At 51.7% G+C, this 13,980-nt stretch carries 12 protein-coding genes; all 12 read right to left on the minus strand.

The annotated features are described in order from the left end of the window. Positions 1-101: 101 nt before the first annotated feature. Positions 102-1,697: a response regulator gene (locus tag L6H70_RS08480; protein WP_236331841.1), complete on the minus strand. Its 1,596-nt coding sequence runs from the start codon at positions 1,695-1,697 to the stop codon at positions 102-104. 3 nt (positions 1,698-1,700) lie between these two features. Beyond that, a complete protein-coding gene (locus L6H70_RS08485) occupies positions 1,701-3,440 on the minus strand; it encodes a cache domain-containing sensor histidine kinase (protein ID WP_236331843.1) in 1,740 nt (579 codons plus the stop codon). A gap of 180 nt (positions 3,441-3,620) precedes the next feature. Beyond that, complete coding sequence (locus L6H70_RS08490) at positions 3,621-5,321, minus strand: type 2 periplasmic-binding domain-containing protein (RefSeq protein ID WP_236331845.1); 1,701 nt, start codon at positions 5,319-5,321, stop codon at positions 3,621-3,623. 59 nt (positions 5,322-5,380) lie between these two features. Further along, a complete protein-coding gene (locus L6H70_RS08495) occupies positions 5,381-6,274 on the minus strand; it encodes a carbohydrate ABC transporter permease (RefSeq protein WP_236331847.1) in 894 nt (297 codons plus the stop codon). Positions 6,275-6,277: 3 nt separating this feature from the next. Next, a complete protein-coding gene (locus tag L6H70_RS08500; protein ID WP_236331849.1) occupies positions 6,278-7,171 on the minus strand; it encodes an ABC transporter permease in 894 nt (297 codons plus the stop codon). 304 nt (positions 7,172-7,475) lie between these two features. Continuing rightward, a complete protein-coding gene (gene sigF / locus L6H70_RS08505; protein WP_054941451.1) occupies positions 7,476-8,231 on the minus strand; it encodes an RNA polymerase sporulation sigma factor SigF in 756 nt (251 codons plus the stop codon). An 11-nt stretch (positions 8,232-8,242) separates the two neighbouring features. After that, complete coding sequence (gene spoIIAB, locus L6H70_RS08510) at positions 8,243-8,698, minus strand: anti-sigma F factor (RefSeq protein WP_054941452.1); 456 nt, start codon at positions 8,696-8,698, stop codon at positions 8,243-8,245. Continuing rightward, positions 8,695-9,048, minus strand: a complete 354-nt coding sequence (gene spoIIAA, locus L6H70_RS08515; protein ID WP_054941453.1) for an anti-sigma F factor antagonist — start codon at positions 9,046-9,048, stop codon at positions 8,695-8,697. Before spoIIAA ends, spoIIAB begins: the two co-directional genes overlap by 4 nt. Positions 9,049-9,222: 174 nt before the next feature. Next, positions 9,223-10,440 (minus strand): D-alanyl-D-alanine carboxypeptidase family protein, encoded by a 1,218-nt coding sequence (locus L6H70_RS08520; protein ID WP_423802780.1) that lies wholly within the window; start codon positions 10,438-10,440, stop codon positions 9,223-9,225. 182 nt (positions 10,441-10,622) lie between these two features. Continuing rightward, entirely contained in the window at positions 10,623-11,567 is a 945-nt protein-coding gene (locus L6H70_RS08525; protein WP_236331852.1) for an aminopeptidase, read from the minus strand. A gap of 180 nt (positions 11,568-11,747) precedes the next feature. Next, positions 11,748-13,079 carry a pyrimidine-nucleoside phosphorylase gene (locus L6H70_RS08530; protein ID WP_236331854.1) on the minus strand — a complete coding sequence of 444 codons (1,332 nt, stop codon included), beginning with the start codon at positions 13,077-13,079 and terminating at the stop codon, positions 11,748-11,750. Next, complete coding sequence (locus L6H70_RS08535; RefSeq protein WP_206101210.1) at positions 13,079-13,939, minus strand: purine-nucleoside phosphorylase; 861 nt, start codon at positions 13,937-13,939, stop codon at positions 13,079-13,081. The genes L6H70_RS08530 and L6H70_RS08535 overlap by 1 nt, the downstream gene beginning before the upstream one ends. Between the last annotated feature and the right edge of the window lie 41 nt (positions 13,940-13,980).

Raw genomic sequence — 13,980 nt, forward strand, 5'->3', positions numbered from 1 at the left:
TAGTCATTCTGGCAGTATCCTTATTCTCACTCGCATAGGCTGGCAAGAGAAAACCCCGAGGGAATCCCCCTCAGGGTTTAAGACAGTTAAAGCTTATTAGATCAGCGGTAATACCGGTCCCGGTACTCCTGCGGCGTGCAGCCCTCGTTTTTCTTAAATTGATAGGTGAAATAAGCGGGGGTCTGGAAGCCGATCCGCTCAGAAACCTCATAGATTTTGATGGTGGGGTCCTGGAGCAAGTCCTTGGCTTTTTTCATCCGCAGGCTCTTGACGAAGTCGGAGATGGTCTGCCCGGTTTCTTTTTTGAAGAGGACACTTAAATGTCCTGCACTGATATGAAACATATCCGCTAGCTGCTTGACCGTCATACTATCCGGCAATTGTTCTGCGATATAGGAAGCAATTCGATTAATCAGATGATGCTGCTGCAGGTTCCGTTCTTTACGCGCAAGTCCGAAGGCAGAGTCGATATATTCTAGTATGATGGCTTTCATCACAGGCATGGTTTTGCATTCCAATATCCGGTGCAATGCACGGTTGCTGAGATAGGTGACAGCTTCCACATCGTTCCATAATTTGCGTGTAAGCTCGCCGATCAGGCTGATGCTGAAAGACTGTATATAGGCGAAGGAATGGCCCTTAACCTCCATCTGCTCAAACGCCGTGCCGACTTCCCTGGTCAGCAGTACCGGATCATCGCCCTCCGCCAGGGAGAGCAGGCTAGGCAGCAGGATTTCCCGTTCTCTTAAATCTTCATACGCCTTCCGCTCCATTCTCCCCACATGCAGCAGCAGGCCGTTATCGCTCTGGCGGGCATCGGCGATCGTATATTTGATCTCCCGGTAGAGCTGCCCGATCTCCTCCCATTTCCGGCCTTCCCTGCTGATTCCTACCGTAACGGAAACCTGATACGTATTTCGCATGTAGTCTTTAACGAAGGTCATTTGTTTGTCGAGCAGCATCCTTTTGTCAGAAGTCGGATTGACCAGTATGGCTGCCACCCCTTCGGGTTTGACCGCTGCCACCAGCATGACCCCCATATCCTGCAAAGATATAGCAAGAGATTGCTGAAGCGCTGAATTCAACATTAGCCGGCTTCTGGCCTCCCGTACGGAAGCGTTAAAATCATCGAACACAGCTACAACCAGCAGAATTCCATGCGTTAGGCCCGGAAGATTAAGCAAATGCGCCCAGGATGACAGCTCCCCCGCCTCCATCGGCTCATCTTCCAGCAGCTCATAAACAAACGACTCCTTCAGCAGCTCCCTGCTGTCTGATACCATGGTCTGCAGATGCACTGTCTGCTCGTTGATTTGCTTGATATTCTCGATGGTTTGCCGGAAGGAGGTCAGTTTACGCTCAATCTCACTCAGCTTTAGGGGCTTGAGCACATAACCCTGCGCCCCAACTTCGATAGCATCTTGAGCAAACTCGAACTCATTGTAACCGCTGATAATTAGAATCTGTATTTCCGGATGAATGATTTTCGCTTCAGATGCCAGTTCAATCCCGTTTATACCCGGCATGGTAATATCGGTGATCAGCACATCTACCCGGTTATCTTGCAGCAGCGGAATAGCCTCTTCACCTGTTTCTGCGGTTAGCGGGATGGCATAGCCAAGTTTTGTCCAGGGGATATGCCGGATTAATCCCTGGATATGAGACGGCTCGTCGTCCACAATAAGTGCTTGCAGCACATTTTATCCCTCCCGGAAAAGCTCTGGTTTGTCCGTACAGGCAGGCAGCTCAATGGTGACCAGCGTACCTTGTTCAGGTGTGCTTTCGATCCAAAGCTTACCGGCTTGGCCGAAGTATAATGAAAGGCGTTCACTAATGTTCAGTAATCCGAAGCCGTTACCCTTTCCGGCCTTCTCACCTTTTTGGATAAGCGTCAATGTGTCCGGAGCAATGCCGGTGCCGTTGTCTTTCACCTGAAAACGGATCTTCTGATCAACCCGCTGAATAGAGATGACTATACAAGCACCAGGCCGGGTAAAAATCCGTCCGTGAATATAAGTATTCTCCACGATCGGCTGCAGGATCATTTTGATAGAATAAAGCTCCATAACGGACTCATCCAGCTCCCATTCCACCTGGACACGACCCGGATAACGAAGCTGCTGAATGTCAAGATAGGCCCGCACATGCTCAAGCTCATTCCTGATTAGCGTAACATTGGATTTGTTATCGAGCGCGAACCGGTAAAAGGTAGTCAGCGCTTCAATAGCCTCCACCTGTACCTGATCACCCTGATCCAGCGCCCGCCACTGAAGCAGACTTAGTGAATTATAGATGAAATGAGGATTGATCTGCGCTTGAAGCGCCTGGAATGATGACTCTTTCTCCTTTAATTTGGCACTGCTTAACAGTTCAAGCAGACTACCTAGCCGTCCCGCCATCTGATTGAACATGACCTCCAGATCCCCGACCTCGTCCCTGCTCCGGCTCTGAAGCCACACGTTAAAGTCACCATCGGCGATATCGCTCATCCGGTTGCTTAATTTACGGATTCGCAGCACGACGTTCTTGAGTACGATCATGACCAGGAACATGGACAGAAACAGGAAAAATAGGGTTATGCCAACAATGCTGTATACCGTTGTGGAGGACTGCTGCTCCATTTTACGCATTTGGACAAGAGCAGCGATTTTCCAGGCTCCGTTTAATTGCCGGACTGCAAAATATTCACCATTGTCCGTAATCACTTCGGCGTTCTCATCTCCCGGCCATAGGCTGGAGAGCCCGGTTGATGCAAGCGGCTTGCCAATCATGGTCCGGTCAGAGGCTGCAACCACCCGGTCATGCTCATCCAGGAGGAACAGGCTTCCTTCCCCGCTAAAGGGTCGGTCCATCAGTTCGCCGAATACGCTGTTATAATCCAGCAGCATATAGATGGCACCAAATACATACCCGCTGGCATTTGTTATTTTTCTGGACACGATCAGCTTGGGATTCTCCCCGGGGATGTCAGACCATTGCAACGCAACTGGCGACGCCATTACCCCTTCGTACCACGACTGCTCATCTCCCCCAGGGAACGGACGGACGGACGGCTTCCAGAGAAGTCCCCCATCTTCGATCAGTGTAGGATTAACATGATAAATCCGGAAATTCTCGATTCCAGTCAAATAACGGCTCATCACCTGGAATGACCGGTCCACATAATTCACCGAAGCAAGCTGGTCCTCCCAGTTCTCATAGGTCCAGGATAGCCTGGAGATCAGTTCCCCGTCCGTTCCGGTCCGGTTGACGAGCAGATCATAGCTTTGTTTTCTGAAATCAATGCTTTGTGCCGTTTGCCGGACAGCTTCATTAATGGTGAGCATGTAATTGGATCTGACATTTTGCAGCGCCAGGTAACCTGCTCCGATGCCCAGAATAACCGTAGGGATAAACACAACCAGTCCATAAAAAACGACAATTTTCCGGCGTAGATTCATAGTGCGGGTCATACGGAGGATACGTCTCTCAAGCCAGCGTCGCACTGCACATTCTCCCATCTGCTTCCTGAATATCACACGGTTTAAACCGAAAGGGAGCCCCCCTGCTTACAGGACTGCTCCGCTTCATGTGTTGAATTCAGTTTACCTTGTTCCGTCCGGACCGGACAAGCCTCAGCTCTATTTGCCCAATGCCTGGTACAGCTCGTTCCACTCCTGCTTCAGCTCGCTCCAGTGTCCGCGTTTTTCCAGGGCGGAGGTGAAATCACTCCATACCTTTTCGAATTTGTCATCACTATTTGCCATCAGCAGCTTGGCGCGGTATTCCTTATAAACGGTGTCCAATTCAGGAGCATACTTCTCCCAGACACCTCCGGCTTTGGCTTTTACCATATCATAGTTTTCGGCTACGCGGGTTGCGCCCATTTGTCCGATCTGCTTGGAGAATTCACCGGTCTTCGCTCCCCCTGCATGAACATTCTCCGAGGTCCACCAGGCGTACCACTTATTGCTGTAAGTCGAAGTCATATACAGTTCTGGCGTCAGCTGTGCTTTCTTGGCGGCATCGCCGGAGTTGCGCAGCTCTTTGTATTCAGGATCAATGAACGTCCATTTTCCATATGGCTGATCCACCCAATCCCAGTACTTCCCTGCCGGCCCTTCGTTGACGACCATGCCCTGCTCCGGTTTTGGGGATAAGGTATAGTCATAAAACTTCAGGATGGCGTCCAGATTCTTCGTTTTTTTGCTGATGTACGTATCATCACCGGGATAAGGATTGATCACTTGCGTCGTGCCCAGTTGGGCCACACCATCCACTTTAGGGAAGGGAATCGGCTTATAATACCATCCGGGTCCAGTCGGACCGTCAAGAACCTCCCATACGGACTGGTTGAAGTTCCAAAAGCTCCCGATGTTCATCGCATAGCGGCCGCTTTTATTTTTCTCCACATATCTTTCACCTTTATCAGTAAGCGCTTCGGGATCAATCAGCTTCTTTTGATACAGGCTGTTCATCCACTTGTAGGCGGCCTTGAAGCCCGGATCGTCATACATGAAAATAAAGTTGTCGCCGTCTTTGCGGACCGGGGTCACACCGCCGGCAGAAGCAATGGTCACACCGAAGGCAGACAGCACTGTATACTCGTCGTTCTTATCTGTAAGAATCCCCAGCGGCAGAAGTGCCTTACCGGATTCATCCTTCAGCTGAGCGGCCTTCTCCAAGTAGCTCTCTACCCCGGCAAGTGTGGTGAGATCCGCTTCCGTCATACCAGTCTTCTCCAGAATATCCGTACGGATAAACCAAGCATTGGAGGACCAGCCCGGCCAAGGATCAGCAGGATCTATATCGAAGTAGGAAGGAATGGACCAGATATGTCCGTCTGCATCCTTCATCTGATCAAGGTAGACCTTGGGAATCGCAGCCAGACCCGGATATTGTTCAGGCATGTCAAAATACTGCTCGAGCGGCATAATCAGATTGGATCGTTTCATGGCATCATCAACAACCTGGCTTCTCTGGAAAATCGCCGCATCGTCAAACCCGCCTGTATTCAGCTTAAGATTTAGCGCGGTAGCAGCATCCCCTTGTGTTGCTTCCAGCTTCACATCGATTCCCGGTTCCTCTGTTTTCCAGTATTGTTGAATAGAACTGTCATTATTAACGGTTGCGGTCCAGCCCAGCCATAGCTTGAAGCTGTTAGAACCCTTCGTATCTGTCTTAGTATCCGCAGCTGCCGAGCTTGTTGCTGCAGCGTTATCCGCTCCTGTGCTGTTCTGCCCTGCTGAATTACTGTTGCCGGAGCAGCCTGCCATGAGGCCAAGTGCAGCCGCCAAGGTTAGTGCCAGCGCACTTTTCATCCCATTTTTTCTAATATACATTTGGTTCATCCCCTTTTCATCAAGTCACTTGGTATATGAAAGATTGCTTATACCCGCGGTTATCCTTTGACCGAGCCAATCATCACGCCTTTGACAAAATATTTCTGCAGGAACGGATAGACCAGCAGAATCGGCAGCGCGCTGATCATAACGGTAGCCATTTTGACGGACATCAGCGTAATATTACTCATTGAACTGCGTGCGAGCGCCTCCTGATTCTGATTGGAGCTTAGCACCGAAGATAAATCCTGTGCAGTCAGCAGCTGCTGCAGAAAGGTCTGGACCGGGATTAAATTCTGGTCGTTGACATAAAAGGCACCTGAGAACCAGTCATTCCAATGACCTACAGCCGTGAACAGCCCCAGCGCGGCAAGCATCGGCTTCGAGAGCGGCACGATGATCTGCAGCAGAATCCGGAAAGGTCCGGCTCCGTCCAGTTCCGCACATTCGATCATAACCTCCGGAATCCCTTGGATGAATTTCTGCATGACGAACATGTTCCAGACGGAGAACAGACCGGGGATCACATACACCCAAAAGGTATTGGTCAGCCCGAGCTTGAACAGCTGGATATAGAAAGGAATCAGTCCGCCGTTAAACAGCATGGTAATAAGAATATACGTTAGAATGCCGTTACGGAAAGGCAGATGTTTGTAAGAAAGGCCGTAAGCAGCCATTATAGTAACCGCTAACCCGCCGAAGGTTCCGAGCACCGTTCTTCCGATGGTAATGAGATAAGCGTGGCGTATCACCGGATTGCCCAGCACAATTTCATAATTGATCCAGGTGAACGAACGCGGCCAGAGATAGACTCCGCCTTTTGCCGCATCCGCCCCGGTATTAAGCGAAATCGCCAGCATATATAGGAAAGGATAAATAACGCTGACGCACAGCAGTATCAGCAGGAGCACGATAATCCATTGCGCCGTACGTTCAAGCAAAGTCGCTTTCATCGGTTACCATAGCCCCTCTCCATTGATTTTTCGGGATACTGAGTTCGTCGTCAGGACAAGAATGAGGCTAATGACCGATGAGATCAGCCCCACAGCAGTCGCCACACCGAAGTAACCCTGCTGCAGCCCGTTACGGAGCACATACGTATCAAGCACATCAGCAACCTCCTGATTCGCAGAGTTCATCATCGGATAGATCTGGTCCATCCCTACGGTAATCAGACTCGGAATGCTGAGGATCAGAACGATCGAGATCGTCGGCAGAATGCCTGGCAGGGTAATGTGCCGGATCTGGGCCAGTTTCCCCGCCCCTTCGACCTTCGCCGCTTCATACAGCTGCGGGTCAATCGTTGAGATGGCCGCAAGATAAAGAATCGTGTTCCAGCCGACCTCTTTCCACAGACCGCTGGACACAATCATGGGCCGGAACCATTCCGTGGAGCCAAGAAAGAAGATTGGATCTCCGCCCATCTTCGTAATCAGATCGTTGGCGAGCCCCCCATCCAGGGTAAGGAACGATTGCAGTATATATGCCACGACAATCCAGGAGAAAAAATGCGGCAAATAACTGACCGACTGCACAAAACGTTTAAACGTCGAGTTTTTAATTTCGTTGATCATCAGCGCGAGCAGAATCGGCAGCGGAAAGCCAAAAATAAATTTCAGCACAGAGATATAGAGGGTGTTCTTAACCACCTTCCAGAACTGTTCCTCATGGACAAAAGCGAAATTCTCCAGCCCGGTCCAGTGGCTTCCCCAAATCGTCGAGCCGATCGCAAAGTCTTTGAAGGCAATTTGAATCCCCGCCATAGGGATGTAGTTAAACAAAAAAAGCAGGACAACGGCCGGCAAAATCATGACATACTGCCAGCGGTATTTGAGCATCCTTGCGACCATATGATCCCTCCTTATCTATACACTCATTCTACTTTTGATCCCGGGGCAGGAGTATGCAACAACGATTAGATTTTGATCGTTTTGATTCGATGTTGGCTGTAAGCGGTTTCAGGAAAAGGCAGATAAATACTTCGGGCAGCATTTCCCGCACTCCTATAAAGTTTAATATCAAATTCTTAGTGAGTAAAATACCTAAAACAAAAAACCACCCCTCAGGAGGTGGTTTTTTGTTGCGTCCCGATAACTTAATTACTGCACCCGTCACTTTACATCATCACACTTAACTAACACTCTTTCAATATAGCTACTGCGCAATCTGCTCACGAATGTTCGCGAGGATCTTCTTCTCTAGCCTCGACACCTGGACCTGCGAGATGCCGAGGCGGGTGGCGACTTCCGACTGGGTCTGGTCGCGGTAGTACCGCAGGTAGACAATCAGGCGCTCGCGTTCGGTGAGTGCGCCAATGGCCTCGCTCAGCGCTAGCTTGTCAAACCAGCGTTCCTGCGACTCGTCAGCGATCTGGTCGATCAGGGTGATCGGATCGCCGTCGTTCTCGAACACGGTCTCGTGGATCGAGGTCGGCGGCTTGTTGGCTTCCTGCGCAAACACGATTTCTTCCGGAGTTACACCAAGTGCCTCCGCAACTTCGCCGATGGTCGGCAGGCGGTCCAGCGTCTTGGACATTTCGTCCTTCATTTTGCGCACCTTATTGGCCATCTCCTTGAGCGAGCGGCTGACCTTGAGGGTTCCGTCATCGCGCAGGAAACGCTGGATCTCGCCGATGATCATCGGCACAGCATAGGTGGAGAATTTGACCTCATAGCTGAGGTCGAATTTATCAACGGACTTGAGCAGTCCGATACAACCGATTTGGAACAAATCATCAGGCTCATACCCGCGGTTCATAAACCGCTGCACCACCGACCAGACGAGGCGGATGTTGCAGCTTACGAGCGTGTCGCGGGCCAGATTATCTCCGGCCTGACTGAGCGCAATAAGACGTTTGACCTCCGCATCGTCCAAATAGGTCGGCGGAGCTTTTTTTGATTCTGCTTCCATGGCTCCAACCCCTAATTGTATAAAGCTTTTTTCGAAACGATCGTTTTCTTCATTGAAATGGAGGTACCGCGCCCCGGTTCACTGGTCACTTCGAATTCATCCATGAAATTCTCCATAATCGTAAAGCCCATGCCCGACCGCTCCAGCTCCGGCTTGGATGTGTACAGCGGCTGCTGCGCCAGCTCCAGATCCTCAATGCCGTTCCCCTGATCCTCAATGGTCAGGTGCACGGTCTCATTGTCAATCGACGCCGAGATGCTGACAATCCCTTCCGGATTACTGTCATAGCCGTGGATAATACAGTTAGTGACAGCCTCCGAGACGACAGTCTTCAGATCATTCAGTTCTTCCATGGTAGGATCGAGCCGGGAGACGAAGGCCGCTACCACCACACGCGCGAACGATTCGTTCTCCGAGAGGGCGGCAAACTGGACACTCATGAAGTTACCAGCTTCACTCTTTGTCATAACGCAACCTCCAAATCCGAGAGCGCAGAACTCTCGTCGTCATATAGGGACATGATTTTGAACAGGCCCGACATTTCCAGCAGCCGCTTCACAGGGGCGGTTGCATCACAGACTGCCATTTTCCCGCCCTTGCTGCGAATCAGCTTGTACCTCCCAAGAATAACACCAAGGCCCGAGCTATCCATGAACTGCAGCTCTTTCAGGCTGAGAATCAGATGCTCCACCTGGCCCCGCATAATCGCTTCATCCATCTCCATACGAACATAATCGGCTGCGTGATGATCCAGCTCTCCCGATAAACGGACAACCAGCACACCCCGGTGATGCTCCATCTCCACATGAGAATTCATACTTGCCACTCTCCTCTTCGTTGCTTTCACAAACCGTCCTGTAACTTGGTGCTTTCCCCTACAAGGACAAGGTTTTCTACAAGGCAATTGAGGATTCCTGCTCCCCGACAAAACTAGAAGAAAACCCCTATGAATCTACAGAGGACGCAAGGGGAATCTACAAAATGCAAGAAATTAATCAACCGTGAACAGCGATCCCGTCGTGCGCTTGAACAGCTTCCACCAGCCTGCCTTCGGCACAGCTTCCCCCGCCTTGAGCTCATATTCTTTAATTACACTCGTGCCCTGGTAGACTACCAGCTTGCCGATAGTCTGATCTGCGGTGATTGGCGCTTTTACACTGTCCGGCAGCACCACCTCATTGCGGATGCCTTCCTGGGTAACTCCCTTTTTAAGCAGTACGCTGTAGGTTTCCTTGGCGGTAATCGGCAGCACCTTTTTCACACCTTTTTCAATGTTCAGCGTACCGATGGTGTCTCCGGATTTGTAGATCGTGTGCATCTTATATTGTGAAAAGAGATAATCGAACATGCCCGACACTTCACTGTTGCGTGTCTTCGTGTTCGGTTCGCCCAGTACTACGGCAACGGCACGCAGTCCGTCTCTGGCTGCTGTTGCCGAGAGGCAGAACTTGGCTTCCGACGTATAGCCGGTCTTCAGACCGTCGGCTCCCGTATAAAAGCGCACCAGCTTGTTCGTGTTGACCAGCCAGAACGGTTTGGCCGAATCCTTGCGCAGATAGTCCTGATAGGAACCGGTATATTTAATAATCCGTTCATGCTTGAGCAGCTCCCTGCTGATGACGGCAATGTCATGGGCCGAGGAATAATGATTCGCAGCCGGCAGGCCGTTACAGTTGGCAAAATGCGTATCCTTCAGACCAAGCGCCTCTGCTTTACTGTTCATCATATCGACAAAAGCACTCTCTGAGCCGGCGATTTTCTCCGCCATTGCAACAGAGGCATCATTGCCGGAAGCCATAGCGATGCCTTTCAGCATCTCGTCCACCGTCATTTCTTCACCGGGCTCCAGAAAAATCTGTGAACCGCCCATCGATGCAGCATATTCACTCGTCCGCACTTTGTCGGTCAATTGCAGTCTGCCTTCATCCAGAGCTTCAACGGTCAGCAGCATCGTCATAATTTTGGTAATACTGGCCGGCGGGAGCTTGTCATGGCTGTTCTTCTCATAAATAACCGTGCCGGTGCCAGCATCCATTAGAATGGCTGAACGCGCCCCCGGCGCGAGATCAACAGCAGCAGCGTTGTTACCGGTACTTTTAGCCTTTTCCTCCGCAAATGCACCAGATGCCGCTCCCAGAACCGAGATAGCCATACATAACACAAGCATCATATAACGAAATTTTCTCAAAGTGGTTCCCCTCCTGAACATTAACCTTCATTTCACAGGTACTGTATTCCAGTTTGGTCAGAAAGGCAGGAAATTATTCCAATTCACGCAAGAAAAAAGGCCTTCTCCGGTATCCTTACGGATACGCAGCGAAAGCCCCTCACTTTAACCATCCGGAGTCATTATCCGGCACTCCTAAACTTCTAAACTCCTAAACTCCTAACTTAGAGCAATTCTCCCGCAAGCATAATTAGCTTATCGTCTATATACACATCAGGCTTCATTACCACAGCATCGATATGTACTCCTGCAGCTACTATACCTCCAAAGGTATTATTGCTGCCAAATGCCACATGAATGGTTCCGTACACTTTCTCGTCTTCCAGCACTACACCTGTAATTCTCGCCTTGTTGTTCGTTCCGATACCAAATTCGCCTAGGAACCGCCCGTCGCCTGCTCCAAGCATCTGCAGCAGCTTGTCCCCGTTTTCACCTTCGGCTCCAGTTAGACGGCCCTGCTCCACGGTAAGCACCAGCGGACTATGCAGCGCACCGATTCCGGCGATGGAGCCATCCACCTTAATCTGTCCTGACGCAGTACCTTCCATGGGCGCGATGTATGCCTCGCCGGAAGGCAGATTGCCCGATTCTCCAGGATTGAGATATAAACCAGTGCTCAGCACGCCGTCTCTGCTGTCAATCGAGAAGCTCAGACTCAGCCCGTCCTTCTCCACACGCACCTCACGGCCTGCGGACAGCAGGGCGGCAACCTGTTCAGTCAGCTCTTTGACCTGCGCATAATCCGCAGTTATTGCTCCATTGCTGAACATATCCTCCGTCATGCCCGGCATGGTGGCCACACGGGTTCCGGCTGCTGCTGCCTGTTTGCGGGCAGACGTATGTGTCATGGAATGTGTCGTAATACAGACGGCCACATCCGCTTTAGCCATCGCTTCGGCGACCGGAGCCGGCGGCTCCTCGCCTGATTTGCTCCGCGGCTGCATGACCAGCAGCATCGATTCCGCCCCTAGTCTCTTGCCTGCTTCATAGACGGATTCCGCGAGCTCGCGCTTGTCATCGTCAGCCACAACAGCCAGCAGTTCACCGCGGCTAAGCCCCAGACAATCCTTCAGTACATTCATGCTGATTAGTATCCTTGATTCACTCATGTTAACTTCCCTCCGATTACACCATTTCCGCTCCATTCTCTATGCTGCTCCACTTCGCTATAACAGTCAAGTATTATCACTTCCTCTTTGCGGCGATCCCTGGCCGCACAAAAAGCCGTACGGAGCAGGAATTGCTCCGTACGGCTTTCACTTTATAGAAACGTAGACGTCAAATTATACTTAGTACCGGGTTACGCCATCCTTTGTTACAAGCGCGAATACCAGCGGCTGCGGTGGAACCGGCTGAGCGGAAATACGGTAAGCTTCCAGCACCTTCGCTTCCGCCTCCTGCACCTTGCTCTCGCTGGCGTCGTTCACATGCAGTACGGCAAGCGTGTCGCCTGCGGCAACAGCATCGCCGACCTTAAGCGATAACTGAATGCCGACACCGAGATCAATCAGCGATTCCTTGGTTTCACGGCCTGCACCAAGCAGCATGGCAGCCACGCCGATTTCCTCGGCCTGGATGCTCTCGACATAACCAGCAGACGCTGCCTTGACCTCAATGAAGCGACTGGCTGACGGCAGGGTATCCGGTGCCTCGACCTGTGAAACATCGCCGCCCTGTGCGGATACCATCTGCTTGAACTTATCAAATGCGCTGCCGTCCTCAATATGGGACATCAGGATCGTCCGCGCTTCGGCTTCGTCCTTCGCTTTGCCGCCGAGGACCAGCATCTGGCTACCCAGAATGAGGCAGACCTCCTGCAGATCCTTTGGCCCGTGGCCTTTTAAGGTCTCGATGCCTTCCTTGATTTCCAGCGCATTGCCGATGCCGAAGCCCAGCGGCTGGTCCATATCACTGATGACCGCAACCGTGTTGCGGCCCAGATGCGTACCGATATCGACCATGGCCTGGGCCAGGGCAATCGAATCGTCGAGCGTCTTCATGAACGCACCGCTGCCGGTTTTGACGTCAAGCACGATGGCGTCTGCGCCGGCGGCGATTTTTTTGCTCATGACGGAGCTGGCAATCAGCGGAATGGATTCCACGGTTGCAGTCACGTCACGCAGCGCATACAGCTTCTTGTCGGCAGGAGTAATATTACCGGATTGCCCGATAACAGCCGCGCCGATATCGCCGACCTGGGCGAAGAACTGCTCACGGCCCATCTCCACCGAGAAACCGCTGATCGACTCAAGCTTATCGAGTGTGCCTCCTGTATGTCCCAGCCCGCGACCGGACATTTTGGCGACTGGAACTCCGGCGGAAGCAACCAGCGGTGCAAGCACCACCGTAGTTTTATCACCTACGCCGCCGGTGGAATGCTTGTCCACCTTAATGCCGGCGATAGGACTCAAGTCCACCTGGTCGCCGGACATCGCCATTTCCAGTGTCAGATCGCCGGTTTCCCGAGCGTTCATTCCCCGGAAGTATACCGCCATTGCCCAGGCGGAAATCTGGTAATCCGGAATTTCGCCTTTGCTGTAACCCTGGATCAGGTAGGCGATTTCCTCACGGCTTAGCTCGCCGCCGTCTCTTTTCTTCTGAATCAGATCAACCGCACGCATTATACCTGTACCTCACGCACAAACGCACGGACAAGTCCGATGAATTTCGGCTTGGTCAGGTTAGCTACTTTCACTACCTGCTCATGTGTCAGCGGCTCCAGCTCATCGCCAATCGCCATATCGGTGATACAAGTGATACCAAGCACGCGCAGCTTGCTGTGGCTGGCAACAATCACTTCCGGCACAGTGGACATGCCGACCGCGTCTCCGCCCAGGTAAGCGAGCATTTTCAGCTCAGCCGGTGTCTCATACGTCGGGCCGCTGATGCCGGCATAGACGCCTTCCTGCAGCACAAGCGCTTCACCGTCAACACCTTTGACGTCAACCGCCAGCTTTTTGGCCAGCTCAATGTATTCAGGGTCATAGGCACGGGACATATCCGGGAAACGTACACCCAGCTCCGGATCATTCGGTCCGATCAGCGGGTTGTCACCGGTCATATTGAGATGGTCTGTGATCAGCATCAAGTCACCGGCTTTGAACGCCCGGTTCATGCCGCCCCCGGCATTGGTAATGACCAGCGTTCCTACGCCCAGCTTAGCCATTACATATACAGGCAGCACAACTTTGCGCATTTCATAGCCTTCATAATAGTGGAAACGGCCCTGCATGATGATTACATCCTTGCCTTCCAGCTTACCGATAACGAACCGGCCGGCATGACCTTCCACTGTGGAACGCGGGAAATGGGGAATTTCTTCGTAAGGCAGATAGACTGCGTCTTCAATCTGGTCGCCCAGATCACCAAGACCCGAACCTAGAATCAGTCCGATGCTTGGGCTGTACTGTCCGAATTTGGACTTGATATATGCAGCCGCTTCTTTTACTTGGGTACCGTAAGCGATAGTTGTCTGTGTCATGAGATGAGCCTCCCGGAATGAATAGTTTTGCGTACAATATA

Origin of the sequence: Paenibacillus auburnensis, assembly GCF_927798115.1 — a bacterium.
Lineage (GTDB): Bacteria > Bacillota > Bacilli > Paenibacillales > Paenibacillaceae > Paenibacillus_AQ > Paenibacillus_AQ auburnensis.

Excerpts from the sequence above, each read along its gene's own strand:
- L6H70_RS08485 (WP_236331843.1), bottom strand. The coding sequence starts at position 3,440 with ATGAATCTACGCCGGAAAATTGTCGTTTTTTATGGACTGGTTGTGTTT.
- L6H70_RS08490 (WP_236331845.1), bottom strand. The coding sequence starts at position 5,321 with ATGTATATTAGAAAAAATGGGATGAAAAGTGCGCTGGCACTAACCTTG.
- L6H70_RS08495 (WP_236331847.1), bottom strand. The coding sequence starts at position 6,274 with ATGAAAGCGACTTTGCTTGAACGTACGGCGCAATGGATTATCGTGCTC.
- L6H70_RS08500 (WP_236331849.1), bottom strand. The coding sequence starts at position 7,171 with ATGGTCGCAAGGATGCTCAAATACCGCTGGCAGTATGTCATGATTTTG.
- sigF (WP_054941451.1), bottom strand. The coding sequence starts at position 8,231 with ATGGAAGCAGAATCAAAAAAAGCTCCGCCGACCTATTTGGACGATGCG.
- spoIIAB (WP_054941452.1), bottom strand. The coding sequence starts at position 8,698 with ATGACAAAGAGTGAAGCTGGTAACTTCATGAGTGTCCAGTTTGCCGCC.
- spoIIAA (WP_054941453.1), bottom strand. The coding sequence starts at position 9,048 with ATGAATTCTCATGTGGAGATGGAGCATCACCGGGGTGTGCTGGTTGTC.
- L6H70_RS08520 (WP_423802780.1), bottom strand. The coding sequence starts at position 10,440 with ATGTTCAGGAGGGGAACCACTTTGAGAAAATTTCGTTATATGATGCTT.
- L6H70_RS08525 (WP_236331852.1), bottom strand. The coding sequence starts at position 11,567 with ATGAGTGAATCAAGGATACTAATCAGCATGAATGTACTGAAGGATTGT.
- L6H70_RS08530 (WP_236331854.1), bottom strand. The coding sequence starts at position 13,079 with ATGCGTGCGGTTGATCTGATTCAGAAGAAAAGAGACGGCGGCGAGCTA.
- L6H70_RS08535 (WP_206101210.1), bottom strand. The coding sequence starts at position 13,939 with ATGACACAGACAACTATCGCTTACGGTACCCAAGTAAAAGAAGCGGCT.